The 19,442-nt window shown below is 72.4% G+C and carries 17 protein-coding genes and 1 riboswitch; of the genes, 5 read left to right on the top strand and 12 right to left on the bottom strand.

The window, feature by feature from the left end; translation table 11 throughout:
- Window positions 1–30: 30 nt before the first annotated feature.
- Window positions 31–1,479, bottom strand: coding sequence for an argininosuccinate synthase (gene argG / locus ACFUPX_RS17820; protein WP_383322638.1), 1,449 nt, complete (start codon window positions 1,477–1,479; stop codon window positions 31–33).
- 107 nt (window positions 1,480–1,586) lie between these two features.
- Between argG and ACFUPX_RS17815 the strand changes: the two genes are divergently transcribed.
- From ACFUPX_RS17815 to ACFUPX_RS17800, 4 genes are all read left to right on the top strand, one after another.
- Window positions 1,587–2,123: a GNAT family N-acetyltransferase gene (locus ACFUPX_RS17815; RefSeq protein ID WP_383322635.1), complete on the top strand. Its 537-nt coding sequence runs from the start codon at window positions 1,587–1,589 to the stop codon at window positions 2,121–2,123.
- A gap of 129 nt (window positions 2,124–2,252) precedes the next feature.
- Window positions 2,253–3,746: an ABC transporter substrate-binding protein gene (locus ACFUPX_RS17810; protein ID WP_383322632.1), complete on the top strand. Its 1,494-nt coding sequence runs from the start codon at window positions 2,253–2,255 to the stop codon at window positions 3,744–3,746.
- 6 nt (window positions 3,747–3,752) lie between these two features.
- Window positions 3,753–5,582: an ABC transporter permease subunit gene (locus ACFUPX_RS17805; RefSeq protein WP_383322629.1), complete on the top strand. Its 1,830-nt coding sequence runs from the start codon at window positions 3,753–3,755 to the stop codon at window positions 5,580–5,582.
- Window positions 5,583–5,872: 290 nt separating this feature from the next.
- Window positions 5,873–7,165 (top strand): MDR family MFS transporter, encoded by a 1,293-nt coding sequence (locus ACFUPX_RS17800; protein ID WP_383322626.1) that lies wholly within the window; start codon window positions 5,873–5,875, stop codon window positions 7,163–7,165.
- Here ACFUPX_RS17800 and ACFUPX_RS17795 read toward each other — a convergent pair.
- From ACFUPX_RS17795 to ACFUPX_RS17765, 7 genes are all read right to left on the bottom strand, one after another.
- On the bottom strand, window positions 7,154–8,050 hold the full coding sequence (locus tag ACFUPX_RS17795) for an energy-coupling factor ABC transporter ATP-binding protein (RefSeq protein WP_383322623.1): 897 nt from the start codon (window positions 8,048–8,050) through the stop codon (window positions 7,154–7,156). The two genes, ACFUPX_RS17800 and ACFUPX_RS17795, sit on opposite strands and share 12 nt — an antisense overlap.
- Window positions 8,047–8,796 (bottom strand): cobalt ECF transporter T component CbiQ, encoded by a 750-nt coding sequence (gene cbiQ, locus ACFUPX_RS17790; RefSeq protein ID WP_383322620.1) that lies wholly within the window; start codon window positions 8,794–8,796, stop codon window positions 8,047–8,049. Before cbiQ ends, ACFUPX_RS17795 begins: the two co-directional genes overlap by 4 nt.
- Before the next feature lie 6 nt (window positions 8,797–8,802).
- Window positions 8,803–9,213: an energy-coupling factor ABC transporter substrate-binding protein gene (locus ACFUPX_RS17785; protein ID WP_383322618.1), complete on the bottom strand. Its 411-nt coding sequence runs from the start codon at window positions 9,211–9,213 to the stop codon at window positions 8,803–8,805.
- On the bottom strand, window positions 9,213–9,938 hold the full coding sequence (locus ACFUPX_RS17780) for an energy-coupling factor ABC transporter permease (protein WP_383322615.1): 726 nt from the start codon (window positions 9,936–9,938) through the stop codon (window positions 9,213–9,215). Before ACFUPX_RS17780 ends, ACFUPX_RS17785 begins: the two co-directional genes overlap by 1 nt.
- A 29-nt stretch (window positions 9,939–9,967) precedes the next feature.
- Window positions 9,968–10,165, bottom strand: a riboswitch (cobalamin riboswitch).
- Window positions 10,166–10,271: 106 nt separating this feature from the next.
- The gene (locus tag ACFUPX_RS17775) at window positions 10,272–11,417 is read right to left on the bottom strand and encodes a bifunctional 2-methylcitrate synthase/citrate synthase (RefSeq protein ID WP_383322612.1); all 1,146 of its coding nucleotides are present in this window, start codon (window positions 11,415–11,417) and stop codon (window positions 10,272–10,274) included.
- A gap of 16 nt (window positions 11,418–11,433) precedes the next feature.
- Entirely contained in the window at window positions 11,434–12,339 is a 906-nt protein-coding gene (gene prpB, locus ACFUPX_RS17770) for a methylisocitrate lyase (protein WP_383322609.1), read from the bottom strand.
- Entirely contained in the window at window positions 12,339–13,859 is a 1,521-nt protein-coding gene (locus ACFUPX_RS17765) for an MmgE/PrpD family protein (RefSeq protein WP_383322607.1), read from the bottom strand. Before ACFUPX_RS17765 ends, prpB begins: the two co-directional genes overlap by 1 nt.
- A gap of 228 nt (window positions 13,860–14,087) precedes the next feature.
- Here ACFUPX_RS17765 and ACFUPX_RS17760 point away from each other — a divergent pair, with 228 nt between their 5' ends.
- Window positions 14,088–15,545: a short-chain fatty acyl-CoA regulator family protein gene (locus tag ACFUPX_RS17760; protein ID WP_383322604.1), complete on the top strand. Its 1,458-nt coding sequence runs from the start codon at window positions 14,088–14,090 to the stop codon at window positions 15,543–15,545.
- Here the strand turns inward: ACFUPX_RS17760 and ACFUPX_RS17755 are convergent.
- From ACFUPX_RS17755 to ACFUPX_RS17740, 4 genes are read right to left on the bottom strand one after another with little or no spacing between them, the layout of a single operon-like run.
- Window positions 15,532–16,314 (bottom strand): enoyl-CoA hydratase, encoded by a 783-nt coding sequence (locus ACFUPX_RS17755; protein WP_383322601.1) that lies wholly within the window; start codon window positions 16,312–16,314, stop codon window positions 15,532–15,534. The genes ACFUPX_RS17760 and ACFUPX_RS17755 overlap by 14 nt on opposite strands.
- On the bottom strand, window positions 16,311–17,228 hold the full coding sequence (mmsB, locus tag ACFUPX_RS17750) for a 3-hydroxyisobutyrate dehydrogenase (protein ID WP_383322598.1): 918 nt from the start codon (window positions 17,226–17,228) through the stop codon (window positions 16,311–16,313). Before mmsB ends, ACFUPX_RS17755 begins: the two co-directional genes overlap by 4 nt.
- Window positions 17,225–18,292, bottom strand: coding sequence for an enoyl-CoA hydratase/isomerase family protein (locus tag ACFUPX_RS17745; protein WP_383322595.1), 1,068 nt, complete (start codon window positions 18,290–18,292; stop codon window positions 17,225–17,227). The genes mmsB and ACFUPX_RS17745 overlap by 4 nt, the downstream gene beginning before the upstream one ends.
- Complete coding sequence (locus ACFUPX_RS17740; RefSeq protein ID WP_383322592.1) at window positions 18,289–19,437, bottom strand: acyl-CoA dehydrogenase family protein; 1,149 nt, start codon at window positions 19,435–19,437, stop codon at window positions 18,289–18,291. Before ACFUPX_RS17740 ends, ACFUPX_RS17745 begins: the two co-directional genes overlap by 4 nt.
- Window positions 19,438–19,442 lie beyond the last annotated feature (5 nt).

Raw genomic sequence — 19,442 nt, 5'->3', positions numbered from 1 at the left:
GTCACGTACTGCCGCTGGGCAGAGCGGCCTCTAGTCCGTGCCGGACTCCATCGCGGCGCGGTCCAGCATCGTCTCCTCGTCCGTGGCAGCGCCACGGGAGGCGATCGCCTCGGCGCCGCCGCCGTCCATCGCGCCGATCAGACCGGTCGAAGCCGCCTGCGCGGCGCCGATCGGCGTCGGGTGGCCGCCGCCGACCAGGCCGAGACGCGCGTACTGCTCGAGCCGCGCACGGGAGTCGGCGATGTCCAGGTTGCGCATGGTGAGCTGGCCGATCCGGTCCACCGGACCGAACGCCGAGTCCTCGGTCCGCTCCATGGAGAGCTTGTCCGGGTGGTAGCTGAACGCCGGGCCCGTGGTGTCCAGGATCGAGTAGTCCTCGCCGCGCCGCAGCCGCAGCGTCACCTCACCGGTGATCGCCGCGCCGACCCAGCGCTGCAGCGACTCGCGGATCATCAGCGCCTGCGGGTCGAGCCAGCGGCCCTCGTACATCAGGCGGCCGAGACGCCGGCCCTCGTTGTGGTACGAGGCCACGGTGTCCTCGTTGTGGATCGCGTTGACCAGCCGCTCGTAGGCGATGTGCAGGAGCGCCATGCCGGGGGCCTCGTAGATGCCGCGGCTCTTGGCCTCGATGATCCGGTTCTCGATCTGGTCGGACATGCCGAGGCCGTGCCGGCCGCCGATCGCGTTGGCCTCCATCACGAGGTCGACCGAGGAGGCGAACTCCTTGCCGTTGACCGTGACCGGACGGCCCTGCTCGAAGCCGATCGTCACGTCTTCCGTGTCGATCTCCACCGACGGGTCCCAGAATTTCACGCCCATGATCGGGTCGACCGTCTCGAGCCCGGTGTCGAGGTGCTCCAGGGTCTTGGCCTCGTGCGTGGCGCCCCAGATGTTGGCGTCCGTGGAGTACGCCTTCTCCGTCGAGTCCCGGTAGGGCAGCTCGTGCGCGACCAGCCACTCCGACATCTCCTTGCGGCCGCCGAGCTCCGTGACGAAGTCCGCGTCCAGCCAGGGCTTGTAGATCCGCAGGTGCGGGTTGGCGAGCAGCCCGTACCGGTAGAACCGCTCGATGTCGTTGCCCTTGAAGGTGGAGCCGTCGCCCCAGATCTGCACCTTGTCCTCGAGCATGGCCCGCACCAGGAGCGTGCCGGTCACGGCGCGTCCCAGCGGCGTGGTGTTGAAGTAGGGACGCCCGCCCGACCGGATGTGGAAGGCGCCGCACGCGAGCGCGGCGAGCCCTTCCTCGACCAGCGCGGCACGGCAGTCGACGAGACGGGTGATCTCGGCGCCGTACGCGGAGGCGCGGCCGGGCACGGAGGCGATGTCGGGCTCGTCGTACTGGCCGATGTCGGCGGTGTACGTGCACGGGACGGCGCCCTTGTCGCGCATCCAGGCGACGGCGACCGAGGTGTCGAGACCGCCGGAGAAGGCAATGCCGACGCGCTCGCCGGTGGGGAGGGAGGTGAGGACCTTGGACATAGGAAGAGTATGCATGACTTCGCATGACCATGCAACGTTGCTCGCTCGATCGCCACCGGCAACGCGCTGGCACCAGGCCGTATCTGCCTAATGCGTAGGATGTGCAGGTGCTTGATTACCGCATCAGGACGGCCGCCGCCGACGACCTCGGCGCCGCACGAGCCGTCATGCTCGACACCGTTTACCACGACTTCGGCACGGGGTACGTGCCGCGCTGGCACGGCGACATCATCGATCTCGACGCCGCGTACCTGAGGCCCGCCCGCCACACCCTGCTCGTCGCGGTGGACGAGCGGGACGGGGCGGTCGCCGCCACCGCGGCGCTCGACTCCCGCGGCCCCGCGCACCCGCCGAACCCGCGCTGGATCGCCGAACGCTTCCCCTCGGGCGAGACGGCACAGCTGCGACGCGTGTACGTACGCGCCGAGCACCGGCGCCGCGGCCTCGCCCGGCGCCTGGTCGGCGAGCTGCTCGACTTCGCCGCGGCGGACGGCGGCTACGGCGCCGTCTATCTGCACACCGACCCGGCGGTGACCGGCGCCGAGGGCTTCTGGCGCTCACTGGGCAAGGTCGCGCACGACGAGCGCGAGGACTCCGGCGCATCACGTGTCGTCCACTTCGAAGTACCCATGCGCCGCCCGTAACCCGCTCCCGGCGTGCGGCCACACCATGACCCCGGGCGCGACCCCGGACCATTAATGGAAATGGTTGTCATGTAATCTCTGTGGCTGCCGCAGCACCATCTGCCCCACACCACCCCGAGAACGAGGACCATGCGCTCCGTCCGCCACCGCCCCCTCATAGCGGGACTGCTCCTCGCTCCCCTGCTCACCGGCTGTTTCGCCGCCAAGGACGACGCGTCGGGCGACGCCGCGGACGGCGCCCGGCTGAAGGTCGCGCTGGCCTTCCCGCCCTCCGAGAACTTCTCCCCGTACGGAGCCGACGCCACCCTCCTCAGCCGTCTCGGCGTCACCGAGGGCCTGACCGGTCTTGACGCGAACGGCGCCGCCGCCCCCGCGCTCGCCGCGTCCTGGAAGCAGGAGGGCGACCGCTCGTGGCTGTTCACCCTGCGCCAGGCCGCCTTCCAGGACGGCAGCCGCGTCACCCCGGCCGCCGTCTCCTCGGCCCTCACCCACGCGGGCAAGGCCGAGCCGGTCACCGCCGCGCTGTCGGGAGCCGCCCTGACCGCCGAGCCCGTCGGCGACGACCAGGTCCGGATCACCACCGCCGACCCGGACCCTGCGCTTCCGCTGCGCCTGTCGAGCCCCGGCCTCGCCGTGCTCTCCGCGAAGGCGTACGAGAAGGGCGACAAGGTCAGTCCGGTCGGCACCGCCACGGGCCCCTTCGAGCTCACGAAGACCACCGGCGCCACCGCGGCCACGCTCGACCGCTTCGACGACTACTGGGGCGGTCGCGCCCAGGCCTCCGGCGTCGACGCGAGGTTCATCGCCGACGGCACCGCGCGCACGAACGCGCTGCGCACCGGCGACGTGGACATCGCCGAGGCCGTCCCCGTCTCGCAGGCCGCGTCGCTCGACAAGGGGCACGCCCGCGAGACCGCCACGGCGCGCACCACGGCCCTCCAGCTCAACACCGAGAAGGGCGCGTTCAAGGACCCCGGTCTGCGCGCCGCCGCCCGCGCCGCGATCGACACGTCCGCGCTCGCCAAGGATGTGTACGAGGGCCGTGCGGACACCGGCAAGGGCATCTTCGGCCCGGCCCTGAACTGGGCCGACGGGAAGCGCGACAAGCCCACGGGACGGGCGCGGGCCGCGTCGCCCGACGGGAAGTCGATCACCCTGGGCACGTACGACAACCGGCCCGAGCTGCCCGAGGTCGCCCAAGTCCTCAAGCAGCAGCTGCAGAAGGCCGGGTTCAAGGTGACCCTGGAGGTCCGTGAGTCCTCCCGTATCGAGGGTGACGCGCTGGCCGGGAAGTTCGACGCGTTCGTCGGCGCACGCAACACCATGCTCGACACCGGCGACCCCGTCTCGGTCCTCGCCAGCGACTACACCTGCGACGGCAGCTACAACCTCTCGCTGCTGTGCGACCCCTCGGTCGACAAGGCCGTCAAGAAGGCCGAGAACGCCACCGACACCGCGAAGCGGCAGGACGCGACCATGGCCGCCGAGTCCGCGATCCTCGGCACCGACGCCGTCGTCCCGCTGGTCCACCAGCGGATCATCACGGGCGTCGGCGGCTCGGTGCGGGGCGAGATCCTCGACCCGTACGAGCGGACGCTGGTCTCCACCGGCACCAGGCGCTGAGGCGACGTGCGCAGCCTCGCCCGCGCGGGCCGGCCCGCGGCGCTGCTGTGGCGCGCGGTCCTCGCCGCCGCGCTGCTGTGCGTGATCGGGCTGCTGCCCTGGCTCTCGCACACCGACCCGGCGCTCACCGTGCTCAAGGCGCGGTCCGCCGAGCGCACGCCGACCCCCGAGGTCCTGGCGGCCATCCGCGGTGAACTCGGCCTGGACCAGGGCCCGTTGCATCTGCTCGGCCAGTGGACGAGCGGCCTGCTGCACGGGGACGCCGGGCGGTCGTGGATCTCCGGCGATGCGGTACTGCCCTCGGTGGTGCAGTGCCTGGGCGTCTCGTTGCTGCTGATGTCGGTGGCGCTCGCGGTGGCCGTCGTCACCGCAGGCGCGGTGTGCGCCCGCACGCTGTGGCTCGGTGCACGGCGTCGGCTCTCCGGGCGCCGCCGCGCGGGAAGCGGCGCGGCGGTCCTTGCCGCGCTGCCGGAGTTCCTGACCGCCTCGGTGCTCGCCACCGTGATCGGCGTGCAACTGGGCTGGCTGCCCGCGCTCGGGTGGTACGGACCCCAGTGGCTCGTGCTGCCCGCGGTCTCGCTCGGCCTGCCCGCCGGTGCGCTGCTCGGGCGGCTCCTCGACGACCTGCTGCCGGGCGCCTTCGCCGAACCGTGGGCGAAGGCCGCCGCGGCCCGTGGCATCCCCGGCCGGCGCATCGCCTGCCACGCGGTGCGCCGCTGCGTCCCGGGCCTGCTGGCGAACCTCGGCCTGTTCGTCGTGGGCCTGACCGGTGGCGCGGTCGCCGTCGAGCAGATCTTCGACATTCCCGGCCTCGGCCGCTCCACCCTCCAGGCCGCGGTGGCGCAGGATCTGCCCGTCCTCCAGGCCGGTGCGCTCGCGCTGGTGCTGCTGGCCGCCGTCGCGGGCGGTCTCCTCCGCGTCGCGGCCCGGCTCACGAGCGGCCCCGCCCTGCGCGACGGCGCGCTGGCGACCCTGCACAACCCGGAGCGCCCCGCTCCCAGCCGACTGCCGCTGCTGTACGGCGGGCTGCTCCTGGGCGTCATCCTGCTCAGCCTGGCCCGCGATCCCCTCGCCCTGGACACCGCGGCCCGGCTCCACGCACCGTCCTGGGCGCACCCGTTCGGCACGGACGCCCTGGGCCGCGACGTGCTGGCCCGGGTCGGGCACGGCGCCCTGCACACCCTCGCCCTGGCCCTGGGGATCAGCGCCTTCGCCCTGGTGGCCGGTGTCCTGCTCGGTCTCCTGCCCCGGTTCTCGGGCCCGCTCCTCGACACGCTCAACGCGATACCGCCCACGCTCGCGGGTCTCCTGGTCGCCGGTGTCGCGGGCAGCGGAGCGGCCACCCCCGCGATCGCCGTGGCCGCCGTCGCCTGGGTTCCGCTGGCCGCCCACACCGCCGCCCTGCTCCTCCAGGAGCGCGCCACCCTCCACCTGACCGCCACCCGGAGCCTGGGCGCAGGTCGCGGACACCAGCTGCGGCACCATCTGCTGCCCGCGGTGCTGCCGCCGGTCACCCGCCACGCGCTGCTGCGGCTGCCCTCCGTCGCGCTGGCTCTGGCCGCCCTCGGTTTCCTCGGCCTCGGCGCCCAGCCCCCGTCCCCCGAGTGGGGCCTGCTCCTCGCCGAGAACCAGCCCTACGCCGAACGCGCCCCCTGGGCCCTGCTCGCCCCCGCAGCCGCGCTCGCCCTGCTCGGAGCCCTCGCGGTGACGGCAGCGGGCGGCGTGCCGATGCCCCGACGGCTACGACGCGAACACCGCCCGCCCAAGCCACCCCTCACACCTGACGCCCCGTCGGCGCCCCGAGAGTTGAGCGCAACGGGACCAGCCACGAGATGAGCCCCGGAGACCAACTGCCCCTGCTCGCGTGCCCCCAGCCGCGCACGAAGCGATACCGCCACTCGAACGAAGCGTCCGCTCCCGCCCGGGGGACGCCCACGACGGGGACGGCTACCTCATGAGTCCAGGTCTCCAACTGCCTCTGCCCACACGCCTCCTAGCCCGCACCGAAGCGACTCGCCCCCTCCACGAACACCCCTCCCCGAACTCCCAGCAACCACACACCCGCCCCACCCGGCCGACACACCCCCCGCGACACAGGAGCCGAGCATGACCGGCACGGGCACCCCATGAGCCCACGACGCCCACTCCCCCTGCCCGCACGCCTCTTCACCCGACCCGCCGAAAAGCGATCACCCCGCCGGCGGACCTGGGCGAACCTCTCCCCCCTCCTGCGCCTGCTGATCCTGACCCAACTCGCCTTCAACGTCGGCTTCTTCGCCGTACTGCCCTTCCTTGCCGAGCATCTGGGCGCGGCGATCGGCATGGCGGGCTGGCTGGTCGGGCTCGTCCTTGGGCTGCGGACCTTCAGTCAGCAGGGGCTGTTCGTCGTGGGCGGCGCCCTGACCGACCGGTACGGCGTGCGGCCGGTCGTGCTCGTCGGATGCGTGCTGCGGATCGCCGGTTTCGCCTGGCTCGGTTACGCGCAGCAGACCTGGTCGGTCATCGGGGCGGTGCTTCTCATCGGGTTCGCCGCCGCACTGTTCTCGCCCGCCGTGGAATCCGAGGTCGCGCGGCAGGCGGTGCTCTGGGAGGAGCAGGGCCACGGTCCGCGCACCCGCGTCCTGGCGCTGCTCACCGTGGCGGGCCAGGCCGGCGCGTTCCTCGGGCCGCTGCTCGGCGCGCTGCTGCTCTCCGTCGACTTCCGCACCGTCTGCCTCGCAGGGTCCGGGGTCTTCGTCCTCGTCCTGGCGGGGCACCTGTGGCTGCTGCCCCAGCGCATCCCCGGGCGGGAGCCCATCCGCGTACGAGGAGGCGTGGGCGACATGCTGCGCAACCGCCGGTTCCTCGCGGTGTGCGCCGCGTACGGCGCCTATCTCCTCGCGTACAACCAGCTCTATCTCGCCCTCCCGGCGGAGGTGGAGCGCACCGCCGGGTCGCAGGCGCCGCTGGCCTGGCTCTTCGCGCTCTCCTCGCTGCTCGTGGTGACCACGCAGCTCCCGGTCACCCACTGGGCCGCGGGCCGCCTCGACCAGCGGCGCTCGATGGCGGCCGGGCTCGTGCTCATCTCCGTCGGGTTCGCCGTCGTGGCCCTGGCGCGTCCGGCCGCCTGGACGGGCGCCGCCGGGCTGCTGCCCGCCGCCGCCTTCGTCGTCCTTCTCACGTTCGGCCAGATGCTGGTGGCCCCTGCCGCCCGCGCCTGGGTCCCCGATCTCACGCGCGACGGCAGGATCGGCCTCTACACCGGCGCCCTGTCCTCGGTCTCCGGTCTGATCGTCCTGGTGGGCAGCGCCGTGACCGGTTCGCTGCTCGACGCGGGGCTCCCGCCCTGGGTGCCGTGGCTCGTGCTCGCCGCGGTCCCGCTGCCGGCCGTGCTGCTCCTGCCCGGCCGCACCCCGGCCAGGGGTACGTCAGCCGGTTGACGCTCCGGGCATCGCCGGAGCCGTGAGGGCCGCCAGCTCCTCCGGGGTGCGCGGCCCGTCGCCCTCCCCGATCAGCAGGCCCTTGGTCCGCAGCAGCTCCGAGACGGCGATACCCCAGGGCAGCCGCAGGCCCGCCTGCGCCAGGAGTTCACGGTGGGCCAGCATCTCCGCGACCGGGCCCGCGCGCACCCCCGCCGGGGTGAGCAGCGCCGCGTCGTCGGCCCAGCGCAGGGCCAGGTCCACGTCGTGGGTGGCCATGACCACGGTCGTCCCCGCGTCCCGCAGACCTTGCAGGGTGGTCAGGAGGCGCTCCTGGCCGTCGGGGTCGAGCCCCGCGGTCGGCTCGTCGAGGATCAGTACGCGCGGACGCATCGCCACGGCTCCCGCGATGGCCGTGCGCTTGCGCTGGCCGTAGGAGAGCAGATGGGTGGGGCGGTCCGCCAGAGCGCTGATGTCCAGCGCGGCGAGCGCCTCGGCGACTCGCGCCCGCACCTCGCCGTCGGCCAGCCCCAGGTTCAGCGGCCCGAAGGACACGTCCTGCTCGACCGAGGCCGCGAACAGCTGGTCGTCCGGGTCCTGGACGACCAGCTGCACGGTGGTCCGCAGCCGGGTGAGCCCCTTGCGGTCGTACGTCACGGGGCTGCCCCCGAGCGTCAATCCGCCCTGATCCGGGCGGAGTCCGCCGCTCAGCAGCCGCATGAGGGTGGTCTTGCCGCTGCCGTTGCGCCCGAGCAGCGCGAGCGCGCGCCCCTCGGTGACGTCGAAGTCCAGGCCGCTGAGCACCGTGGGCCCTTCTTCGTACGCGTAAGAGGCGGCGCGCAGAGCGACCAAGGGCGCGCCCGCCGCTCGCTCGCGAGGAGCGTTCGGCTCGCTCGGCTCGCTCATGGAAGGAACCTTTCCAGTACGAGGGTGAGGGCCACCAGGCCCAGGAGAAGTACCGCGCTGACGGCCACGAAGCGCCGCGAGACCCTGGCGTCGGGCACGAGCACCCGCAGGGTCCCGTCGTAGCCGCGTCCGGCGAGCCCGGCCTGCAGCCGGGTCGCCCGGTCGAAGGCCCGTACGAACGCGGTGGCACCCAGGCCGCCCAGCGAGCGCCAGGTGGCGGCCCGGGTGGTGTGCCCGAGCCGCGCGGCCTGCGCCTGCCGGATCCTGCTCATGGAGTCCAGGAGCAGGAAACTCATCCGGTACATGACGAGGGCCACGTCCACGACCGGCGCCGGAACACCCGCCTTCACCAGGCGCGGCAGGAGATCCGACATCGGTGTGGTGAAGGCGAAGAGCAGGACGCCGAGCGAGGCCGCCGACGTCCGCAGGAGCAGACCGCCCGCCCGCGCGGGCCCACCGTCGGCGAGCGTGACGAACCCTTCGGGCGCGCCGAGTTGGACGATCAGGGTCAGGGCGCCGGTGACGCAGAAGCCGAGCGGTACGCGGTAGGCGCGCCACAGTTTGCGTGGCGGCACCCCCGCGGGTCCGAGCAGCACGGCGAGCGCGGCGATCAGCACCAGGGCGGCACCGGGCCAGGGCGGCAGCGAGACGGCAAGGACGGTGAGGCCGAGCCCGAGCACTGCCTTGTCCACGGGGTGACGGCGGCGCCAGCGACTGCTGTGCGCCGCCGCGTCGATGGGCAGCACGCCGGGTCAGACCTGCTCGGTCTCGGGCCTGGCGCCCTCCACATCAGTCAGCGCGTCAGCCCGCGCGTCAGCCCCCTCATCCGTGGACCGCTCCACGGTCGTCCCCTGCGACCGTTCGATCTCCGCGCCCTGACGGCGGCCCTTGCGCAGGCCGAAGTAGTACGCGAGGACGCCCGCGCCCAGCGCCGCCTGGAGGGCGAAGAGCGCCGACTCGATCTCCCCGGAGGGGGGTTCGTACAGCGGCGAGAACCAGGGTTCGTAGTCCGGCTTGATCTCGGTGATCGCGGTCTCCGCCTGGGCATCGGCCCCGGCGAACGGCTCCTTCTCGTCGTCGCCGAGACCGAGCGCCACCGGCAGCACCGCGAGCGCGGCGACGATGAGCAGGAGCAGTGTGTTGATCTTCGCGTTCCGGCTCATCAGGCGCTGGCCCCCGTCTCCGTCGTCGTCTCGGCCGCGGCCTGCTTCGTGGCCGACTTCTTGCCCTGCACCAGCACGCCGAGCCGGGTCAGCTCGCCCTTGCTGGACTGCACGAGAAGCCGCATCACCAGGACGGTGAGCAGTCCCTCGCTGATGGCGAGCGGGATCTGCGTGACGGCGAAGATGCCGCCGAACTTGCCCAGGGCGCCGATGAATCCGCTGCTGGGGTCGGGGAAGGCCAGGGCGAGCTGGACGCTGGTGACGCAGTACGTGGACAGGTCGGCGACGAACGCGCCGAAGAACACGGCCACCATGAGCGGCACGTCGTACCGCTTCAGGAGCCGGTAGACGGCGTATCCGGCCCAGGGACCGACGATCGCCATGGAGAACACGTTGGCGCCGAGCGTGGTGAGCCCGCCGTGGGCGAGCAGCAGGGCCTGGAACAGGAGCGTGATGGTGCCGAGCACCGTCATGATCGGCGGCCTGAACAGGATCGCGCCGAGCCCGGTCCCCGTCGGATGCGAGCAACTGCCCGTGACGGAAGGGATTTTCAGTGCGGAAAGGACAAATGTGAAGGCACCGGAGGCGCCCAGGAGCAGTGTGCTCTCCGGGTGCTCCTTGACCTCACGGGTCAGGGAGCGGACTCCGTGGACGACGAACGGCGCGGACGCTACGCCCCAGGCGATCGCGTGCGCCGGTGGGAGGAAACCCTCGGCTATGTGCATGGCTAAGCAGACCCTCTCCAGCACCTCGTGGATGGACAACGCGCCTTGGCCGGTCTCCTGGCTGACGGGTCGTACCGACCGGACTCCGCCTTCCCGGGTGCGTGTGCACCCAGTGGCTGCCGCGAGGGCTGGAGCCGGACTTCCCGATCACAGTGGCGAGGGCCGCACCGGCATCACACCGATTTCCCGTTCACCAAGGCGTGGTGACCTTAGTGCGCAACTGAGTTTCCTGACAACTTGCGGGACCGTCGCACCTGTGGCACGCGCGAGCGCACACCACCAGGGCGTACGCCCCTGGTCAGCGCGCGTGCCTCGGGTGGTGCGCGCCGGTCCTCAGAGGGTGGGGGGAACCGGTCGCCGGTCCGGTCCGGCGTAGGAGGCGAGGGGGCGGATGAGTGCGTTGTGGGCGAGTTGTTCGGTGATGTGCGCGGTCCAGCCGGTGACGCGGCTCATCACGAAGATGGGCGTGAAGGCGGGGATGTCGAAGCCCATGAGGTGGTAGGCGAGCCCGGCAGGGTAGTCGAGGTTGGGGTGGATGCCGCTGCGGGCGATCATGGCGTGGCGCAGGGCCGCGTGCAGGCTCGCGAGCCGGGTGACTTCGGGGTCGCCGGCGAGTGCGACGAGCCGGTCGGTGGCCTCCTGCATGACGGGGACGCGCGAGTCGCCGTGCCGGTACACGCGATGGCCGAAGCCCATGATCTTGCGCTTCGCGGCCAGGGCCTCGTCGAGCCATTCCTCCGCCCGCAGCGGGTCGCCGATCTCGTTCAGCATTTGCATCACCGCTTCGTTGGCACCTCCGTGCAGGGGTCCCTTGAGGGCTCCGACGGCGGCGGTGACGGCGCTGTAGAGGTCGGAGAGGGTGGACGTGACGACGCGCGCGGTGAACGTGGAGGCGTTGAAGCTGTGTTCGGCGTAGAGGATGAGGGAGATCTCGAAGCAGCGGACCACTTCGGGCCCGGGAACCCGGCCGAAGCACATGTGGAAGAAGTTCTCCGCGTAGCCCAGGTCCGGGTCGGGCTGGAGGGGGGCGAGCCCGCGGCGCCTGCGGTGGTCGGCGGCGACCACGGTCGGCAGCTTCGCCAGGAGTGCGAGGGATTTGGTGTGGTTGGCGGCCGATGTGCCGTCGTCCTCCGCGGGGTCCTCGGCGCCGAAGAGGCTGACCGCGGTGCGCAGGACGTCCATGGGGTGGCAGGTCTCGGGCAGCCGGGCCAGGAGCTCCGCCGTCGTGCGGTCCAGGGGGCGCAGGGCGCGTTCGCGGGCGCGGAACTCGCGCAGCTGGACCGCGTCGGGGAGCTCGCCGTGCCGGAGCAGATGGGCGACCTCCTCGAAGGAGCAGCGGGCGGCGAGGTCCTGCACGGGGTAGCCGCGATAGGTGAGGGAGTTGGTCTCCTGGATGATCGTGGAGATCTCGGTGGTGTCGGCGACGACACCCGCCAGGCCTCGGCGTACGTCCGGCTGTGCGGGGGTGGCGATGGGCATGATCTTCCTCACGTGGTCAGCTGCCGGGCGGCAGGGTGAAGTCGAAGACGGCCGAGTCGAAGGCCGCGTAGTCCGCGTAGCCGAGGACTTCGTAGAGCCGGGAGCGGGTCTGCATGCGCCCGAGGAGCGACTCCTGGGTGCCTTCGGCGGCGAGGGTCCGCAGACCGTCCTCGACGGCGCCCATCGCGAGCCGGAACAAGGTGACGGGGTAGAGGGCGATGTTGTAGCCGAGGCCCTCCAGGGCGGCGGCGGTGAGCAGCGGGCCCTTGCCGAACTCGGTCATGTTGGCGAGCAGCGGTACGCCGACGGCCTCGCGGAAGGCCGCGAACTCGGCCTCGTCGGCCAGGGCTTCGGGGAAGACGGCGTCGGCGCCCGCGCCGACGTACGCCTTGGCCCGCTCGATCGCCGCGGCCAGGCCTTCGACTCCGCGTGCGTCGGTGCGGGCGATGAGCAGGAAGCCGTCGTCACGCCGGGCGTCGGCCGCGGCCCGCACGCGCCGCACCATCTCGTCGCGCGGCACGAGGGTCTTGCCGTCGAGGTGTCCGCAGCGCTTGACGCCACTCTGGTCCTCAAGGTGCAGCCCCGCGAGACCGGCGTCCTCGAAGAGCTGCACGGTGCGGGCGGCGTTGACGGGGGCGCCGAATCCGGTGTCGGCGTCGGCGATGACCGGCAGGTCGGTGACGCGGGTGATCTGCTGGGCGCGTCCCGCGATCTCGGTGGAGGTGGTGAGCCCGATGTCGGGCAGGCACAGTTCGGCGGCGAGGACGGCGCCGGAGAGGTAGCAGGCTTCGAAACCGTGCTCCTCGATCAGCTTCGCCGAGTACGGACTGATGGCCCCCGGCATCCGCAGCAGCCGCCCCGATGCGAGCTGTTCGCGCAGGGCCCGGCGGCGTCCGGCCGGGGTGGTGCGGGTGTGCGGCATCAGAACAGGCCCTTCGGGAGCCGCGCGTCGTACGCGGCGACCGCACCGGTGTCGACGGCCGGGAAGAGCTCCCCGAGCCCCGCCCCGTCCAGCCCGGCCAGTCGGCCTGCCGCGGCCAGGAAGGCGTCCTGCCCGGCCCGCGTGACGACGCCCTCGGTGAGGGTGCGGAACTTGGCCGTGTAAGCGTCCCGGCCGAAGGGGCGGGCACCGGCCGGATGGGCGTCGGCCACGGCGAGTTCGTCCTCGACGACGCTGCCGTCGGTGAGGGTGATCACGGCCCGGCCGCCGAAGGACCGCTGCCCCGGGTCGGGGTCGTGGTAGCGGCGGGTCCACTCCGGGTCCTCGACCGTGGAGATCTTCCGCCACAGCTCGACCGTGCTCGGCCGCCGGGCGCGATCGGGGGCGTAGGAGCGCTCGTGGTGCCAGGTGCCGTCCTCCAGGGCGACGGCGAAGATGTACGGGACGGAGTGGTCGAGGGTCTCGCGGCTCGCGGTGGGGTCGTACTTCTGGGGGTCGCCCGCGCCGGAGCCGATGACGTGGTGGGTGTGGTGGCTGGTGTGCAGCACGATCTCCCGCACACGCGTCAGCGGTCCGGTCTTCTCCCGCAGCCTGCGGGCCAGATCGATGACCGCCTGCGCCTGGTACTCGGCCGAGTGCTCCTTGGTGTACGTGTCGAGGATCGCCAGGCGCGGCTCGCCCGGCTCCGGCAGACGGACCGTGTACGAGGCCCGGGGGCCGTCGAGCATCCACGCGAGGAAGCCGTCCTCCCCTTCGTAGACCGGCGACGGGGCGCCTTCGCCGCGCATCGCCCGGTCCACGGCCTCGATCGCCGCCTTGCCCGCGAAGGCCGGGGCGAACGCCTTCCAGCTGGAGATCTCGCCCTTGCGGGACTGCCGGGTCGCGGTCGTGGTGTGGACCGCCTGTCCGACCGCCTGGTGCACGATCCGGGTCGGCAGACGCAGCATCGCCCCGAGCCCGCAGGCCGTCGCGGCGCTCAGGTGCGCCACATGGTCGATGCGGTGTTCGTGCAGGCAGATGCCCTTCACGAGAGCGACGTGGATCTCGTACGCGGCGACGATGCCGCGCAGCAGATCGGCGCCGGAGCGCTTGGTGCGCTGGGCGACGGCGAGCAGCGGGGGGATGTTGTCACCGGGGTGGGAGTAGTCGGCGGCAAGGTAGGTGTCGTGGAAGTCCAGCTCGCGTACGGCCGTGCCGTTGGCCCAGGCCGCCCACTCGGGTGACACGCGAAGGCCCGGGTCCGCCCCGAAGACCGAAGCACCGGACGGGGCCGGGTGCGTCACGGCCTGGGCGCGGGCCACGGCGACGGGGCGGCGCAGCAGGGAGGCGAGCGCCACAGAGGCGTTGTCGATCACGCGGTTGGCCGCCATGGCGGCGGCGGCCGGGTCGAGATCGGCGGCCTCCTGGGTCTCGGTGGCAACGGCCGCCAGTTTCCAGGCCAGTTGCTCCTCCGGTGGCAGCCGGTCGGCGCTGGGGTGGACGCGTACCTGATGGTCGATCACGGGGCTCCTCGCTATGTGCGGCTGAGCGAGGCCCGCCTGCGAACGGTGGCCTCGCGCCTTGCGCACCGAGCATTCCCGTATTCGGGCGCCTGGGCGATGGCTCCAATCTGCGTAATCCGTACCGCTGTTGGCCGCGCAACTGCGAATCTTGCAAAACTTGCGGATGGTAACTTCACAACGAAGGGCCCTGATCGGGTGCCCGGTCGACGGGAAGGCGGCACAGCGCCCATGGCACGGCCTCCGGCACGGAAGATCTACGCCCACGCCAAGCTGCGGAGGCTGCGCACCGAGCGCGGCATGAACCAGGTCGAGCTGGCCCGCACCCTCGGCATCTCGACGAGCTATCTGAACCAGATCGAGCACAGCCAACGCCCTTTGACGGCAGCGGTGTTGCTGCGCATCGCGGAAGTCCTCGGCGTGGACCCGGAGTTCTTCTCCGAGGCGGCCGAGGAGCGGCTTGCGACCGACCTGCGGGCGGCCCTGGGCGACGAGGCCACCGGCGCTTTGACCTCGGTGGAGGAGGCTGCCGAGGTGGCCCGCGACCATCCCGACGTGGCCCGCGCCCTGGTCGCCCTGCACCACCGCTACCGTGACACCGCCGAGCAGGTGGCCGCGCTCGCCTCCGCGGACGCCTCCCCCACTTCCCCGGCCACCGCCCTGCCGCCCGCCGAACCGCACGACGAGGTACGCGACTTCTTCTACGCCCACCACAACCACTTCGGGCCGCTCGACGGCGAGGCGGAACACGCGGCGCGCGACTGGGGACTCGAATCGGCGCGTCCGGCGACGGACATCCTGCGCGGCAGGCTCGCCGACCGCCACCACGTCACGGTGGTGCGGGCGGCCCCCGACCGCTCGGCCGACGCCCGCCGCTTCGACGCGGGGAACCGGCTGCTGTTCCTGTCGCCCTGGCTTTCGGAGGGTCAACGGGCCTTCCAACTCGCCACGCAGTTGGCGCTGTTGGAGCACGGTCCGCTACTCGACGCACTGGTCGACGCCGACGGCCTCACCTCGCCCCAGGCCACCGCCCTGGCCCGGATCGGACTCGCCAACTACTTCGCCGGGGCTCTCCTGATGCCGTACACGGTGTTCCAGGCCGCCGCCGAGGAACTGCGCTACGACATCGAGCTGCTCCAGGCCCGCTTCGGCGTCGGCTTCGAGACCGTCTGCCACCGGCTCAGCACCCTTCAGCGCTCGGGGCGGCGCGGGGTGCCCTTCTCGTTCCTGCGCGTGGACCGGGCGGGCAATGTCTCCAAGCGTCAGTCCGCCACCGACTTCCACTTCTCGCGGCTCGGTGGCACCTGCCCGCTGTGGACGGTGTACGCGGCGTTCTCCTCGCCCGGCCGCGTCCTCACGCAGGTCGCGGAGATGCCGGACGGGAAGCGCTACTTCTGGGTGGCGCGGACCGTCACGAGGGGCGGCGCCGGGCACCATGCGCCGCGTGCCGAGTTCGCCGTCGCCCTGGGGTGCGAGCTGCGCCACGCGCACCGGTTGGTCTACGCGGAGGGCGTCGCCCTGGACGACTCCCGGGCCGCGACACCGATCGGCCTGGGCTGTCGCATCTGCGAGCGCCGCGACTGCGCCCAGCGGGCCAGACCGCCGGCCGGGGGCCGACTGGCGGTCGACCCCGACCGGCGTACGTATGTCCCCTATCCGGTGGAGACCTCGGACCTCAGGAGTGGGTGAAGCCCGGCGGCCGCTTCTCGACGAAGGCGGCCATGCCCTCCTTCTGGTCCGCGGTCGCGAACACGGCGTGGAAGAGGCGGCGTTCGAAGCGGACGCCCTCGGCGAGGGTCGTCTCGAAGGCCCGTGACACCGCTTCCTTGGCCATCATCGCGACGGGCAGGGACATGCCCGCGACGGTCTCGGCGACGGCGAGCGCCTCCCCGAGGAGCTCACCGGCGGGCACCACCCGTGAGACGAGCCCGGCCCGCTCCGCCTCATCGGCGTCCATGGTCCGGCCGGTCAGACACATCTCCATGGCCTTGGCCTTCCCCACCGCGCGGGTCAGCCGCTGCGATCCGCCGATGCCGGGGATCACGCCCAGTTTGATCTCGGGCTGCCCGAAGACCGCGGTGTCGGCGGCCAGCAGGATGTCGCACAGCATCGCCAGCTCGCAGCCGCCGCCCAGCGCGTATCCGGAGACGGCCGCGACCGTCGGCGTGCGCAGCGCCCCGAGCCGGTCCCACGCGGTGAACCAGTCGCTGAGGTACATGTCCAGGTAGCTCTGGGGCCGCATCTCCTTGATGTCGGCCCCGGCGGCGAACGCCTTCGGAGATCCGGTGAGGACGACGCAGCCGATGTCCGGGTCCCGGTCGAGCTCCGCCGTCGCGGCGACGATCTCGTTCATCACCTGGAGGTTGAGTGCGTTCAGGGCCTTGGGCCGGTCGAGCGTGAGGAGCGCGGTGCGGCCCTTGCGTTCGACGCGGATCGTCTCGTACGGCTCCGTGGTCATGTGCTCTCCTTGCTCCCTGCCGTGTGGTGCCTGAGGGTGTTGACGATCCCGGAGAAGTCCTGGTCCGCCCCCGCGCCCTCCGCGTAAGCGGCGTACAACTCCGCTGCTTTCAGACCGAGTTCGGCATGGACGCCACCCGACCGCAGGGCGTTGGCCGCCAGGCCCAGGTCCTTGGCCATCAGCGGGGCGGCGAACCCGGGGCGGTAGTCGCGGTTGGCGGGGCTGGCCGGAACCGGCCCCGGCACCGGGCAGTTGACGGTCAGGGCCCAGCACTGGCCGGACGCGGTGGAGGCCACGTCGAACAGGGCCTGATGGGAAAGGCCCAGGCTCTCGGCGAGGACGAACGCCTCGCTCACCGCGATCATCGAGACGCCGAGGATCATGTTGTTGCAGATCTTCGCTGCCTGACCGGCGCCGGGCCCGCCGCAGTGCACCGCCCTCTTTCCCATGGCCGCGAGGAGCGGCTCGGCCTCGGCGAACTCCGCGTCACCTCCGCCCGCCATGAAGGTGAGCGTGCCGGCCTCCGCGCCGACCACTCCCCCGGAGACGGGCGCGTCGAGGGCCCGCATCCCGGCTGTGACAGCGGCCTCGTGGGCGCTGCGTGCGTCGGCCACGTCAATGGTCGAGCAGTCGATGAACAGCGTGCCCGGCCGGGCGGCGGCAAGCAGCCCCTCCTCGCGGTAGAGGCCGAGGACATGCCGCCCCGCGGGCAGCATGGTGATCACCACGTCCGCCGCGGCTGCGGCGCCCACCGATGATCCGGCCGCCTCCACACCGCTCGCGACGGCGGCGTCGAGCAGGTCGGGCATCAGGTCGTGGCCGAGAACCCGGTGGCCCGCCTTGACGAGGTTGGCGGCCATGGGGCCGCCCATGTGGCCGAGGCCGATGAAGCCGATCGTGGGCTTGCCGTTCACCACGCCACCTCCTGCTGGGCCCAGGCCAGATCGAGTTCGCCACCGGTGGGCGGGGCGAAGTAGCGCGCCACGTCCGCGTCGCCGACCCCGGCCAAGGTGGCGGGCGCCCAGCGCGGGCTGCGGTCCTTGTCGATGACCTGGGCGCGGATCCCCTCGGCCAGGTCGTGCGAGGTGAGCGCGGCGCAGGAGATCCGGTACTCCTGCTCCAGGACGCTCTCCAGCGGGCCGAGCCGCCGCGCGCGACGCAGTGCGGCGAGCGTGACCTTCAGGGCGGTGGGCGACTTGGCGGCGAGGGTCTCGGCAGCCTGGGCCGCCGCGTGCGATCCGTGGTCGCGCAGGCGGGCGATGATCTCCTCCACCGTGTCGGCGCCGTAGCAGTCGTCGATCCAGGAGCGATGGGCGGCCAATTCTCCGGGCGGTGGCTGGCGCACGTACGTCTGAAGTGCGTCCCACACGGGCTGGGTGGCGAGGTCGTCGAGAAGATCGGGCAGGTCGCCGCTGGGAACGAAATGGTCGGCGAGCCCGCGCAGCAGGGCGTCGGCCGCGCCGAGCCGCGCGCCGGTGAGCGCCAGGTGGGTGCCCAGTTCGCCGGGGGCGAGGGCCAGCAGGTAGGTGCCGCCCACATCGGGCACGAAGCCGATGCCGGTCTCCGGCATCGCGATGCGGGAGCGCTCGGTGACGATGCGGACGTCTCCGTGCGCGGAGACCCCGACGCCGCCGCCCATCACGATGCCGTCCATCAGGGCGACGTACGGCTTGGGGTAGCGGGCGATGCGGGCGTTGAGCCGGTACTCGTCGCGCCAGAAATCGGCGGAGGCGGTCGTCCCCGCGCGGGCGTCCTCGTAGATGGAGCGGATGTCGCCGCCCGCGCACAGGCCGCGCCCGCCGGCGCCCTGGATGATCACGGTGTGGACGGCCGGGTCGCTCTCCCAGGCGGTGAGCGCGTCGTCGACGCGGCGGACCATGGCGTGGGTGAGGGCGTTGAGGGCCTGGGGCCGGTTGAGCGTGAGGTGGGCCGCGTGGCCCTCGGTACGGAGCAGGACGTAGTCCTCGGCGGCGGTCACCGCAGCGCCTCCGTCAGGCTTCGGGCCACGATGACGCGCATGATCTCGTTGGTTCCTTCCAGGATCTGGTGGACGCGGAGGTCGCGGACGATCTTCTCGATGCCGTACTCGGTCAAGTAGCCGTATCCGCCGTGGAGTTGCAGGGCGCGGTCGGCGACGGAGTAGCCGGTGTCGGTGGCGAAGCGTTTGGCCATCGCGCACAGCTGCGGCGCTTGTGGGTCCGCGCGGTCCAGGGCCTGGGCCGCTTGGTGGACCAGGGCGCGGGCCGCGGCGAGTTCGGTCGCCATGTCGGCGAGGCGGAACTGCAGGGCCTGCGCGTCGAGGAGCCTGGCGCCGAACGCCTCACGGTCGGCGAGGTGCGTCAGACTCTTGTTGAGGGCGCTGCGGGCGCCGCCCAGGGAGCAGGCGGCGATGCCGAGGCGACCGCCGTTCAGGCCGCTCATGGCGATGCGGAAGCCGTCGCCCACGCCGCCGAGCAGCCGGTCGGCGGGGATCCGTACCCCGTCCAGGATCACCTGGCGGGTGGGCTGGGCGTTCCAGCCCATCTTCTTCTCGTCGGGGCCGAACGAGAGCCCGGGGTCGTCCCGGTCGACGACGAACGCGGAGATGCCCCCGGGGCCTTCCTCACCGGTGCGCGCCATGACGACGTACACCTGCGCGGCTCCCGCGCCGGAGATGAACTGCTTGACGCCGCTGAGGACGTAGCCGCCGCCGTCGCGGACCGCCCGGGTGCGCAGGGACCCGGCGTCCGATCCGGCGCCCGGTTCGGTGAGGCAGTAGCTGCCGAGATCGTCCATGGAGCACAGGCGGGGCAGCCAGCGTGCCCGTTGCCCCGGGTCTCCGTAGGCGTCGATCATCCAGGCGACCATGTTGTGGATGGAGAGGTAGCCGGCGATGGAGGGGCAGCCGGAGGCGAGGGCCTCGAAGACGAGGACCCCGTCGGCCCGGGTGAGACCGCTGCCTCCCGCGTCCTCCCGTACGTAGACGCCGCCGAGCCCGAGCCCGGCCGCCTTGCGCAGTACGTCCAGGGGGAAGTGCTTGTCCTGGTCCCACTGCACGGCGCGGGGGGCCAGGTGGTCCTCCGCGAAGTCGAGCGTGGTCTCGACGAGGGCCTGTTGGTCCTGGGTGAGCGAGGTGGTGGTCATGGCGC

This window comes from Streptomyces sp. NPDC057302 (genome assembly GCF_042667685.1).
In the GTDB taxonomy this organism is placed as follows: domain Bacteria; phylum Actinomycetota; class Actinomycetes; order Streptomycetales; family Streptomycetaceae; genus Streptomyces.
Note: the sequence above shows the minus strand (reverse complement) of the source record. Positions and strands in the feature narration are given on the sequence as shown.

Coding starts and splice junctions, on each gene's coding strand:
- ACFUPX_RS17810 (WP_383322632.1), top strand. CDS start 2,253: ATGCGCTCCGTCCGCCACCGCCCCCTCATAGCGGGACTGCTCCTCGCT.
- ACFUPX_RS17785 (WP_383322618.1), bottom strand. CDS start 9,213: ATGAGCCGGAACGCGAAGATCAACACACTGCTCCTGCTCATCGTCGCC.
- prpB (WP_383322609.1), bottom strand. CDS start 12,339: ATGCCGCACACCCGCACCACCCCGGCCGGACGCCGCCGGGCCCTGCGC.
- argG (WP_383322638.1), bottom strand. CDS start 1,479: ATGTCCAAGGTCCTCACCTCCCTCCCCACCGGCGAGCGCGTCGGCATT.
- ACFUPX_RS17800 (WP_383322626.1), top strand. CDS start 5,873: ATGAGCCCACGACGCCCACTCCCCCTGCCCGCACGCCTCTTCACCCGA.
- ACFUPX_RS17795 (WP_383322623.1), bottom strand. CDS start 8,050: ATGAGCGAGCCGAGCGAGCCGAACGCTCCTCGCGAGCGAGCGGCGGGC.
- ACFUPX_RS17760 (WP_383322604.1), top strand. CDS start 14,088: ATGGCACGGCCTCCGGCACGGAAGATCTACGCCCACGCCAAGCTGCGG.
- ACFUPX_RS17780 (WP_383322615.1), bottom strand. CDS start 9,938: ATGCACATAGCCGAGGGTTTCCTCCCACCGGCGCACGCGATCGCCTGG.
- ACFUPX_RS17740 (WP_383322592.1), bottom strand. CDS start 19,437: ATGACCACCACCTCGCTCACCCAGGACCAACAGGCCCTCGTCGAGACC.
- ACFUPX_RS17775 (WP_383322612.1), bottom strand. CDS start 11,417: ATGCCCATCGCCACCCCCGCACAGCCGGACGTACGCCGAGGCCTGGCG.
- ACFUPX_RS17755 (WP_383322601.1), bottom strand. CDS start 16,314: ATGACCACGGAGCCGTACGAGACGATCCGCGTCGAACGCAAGGGCCGC.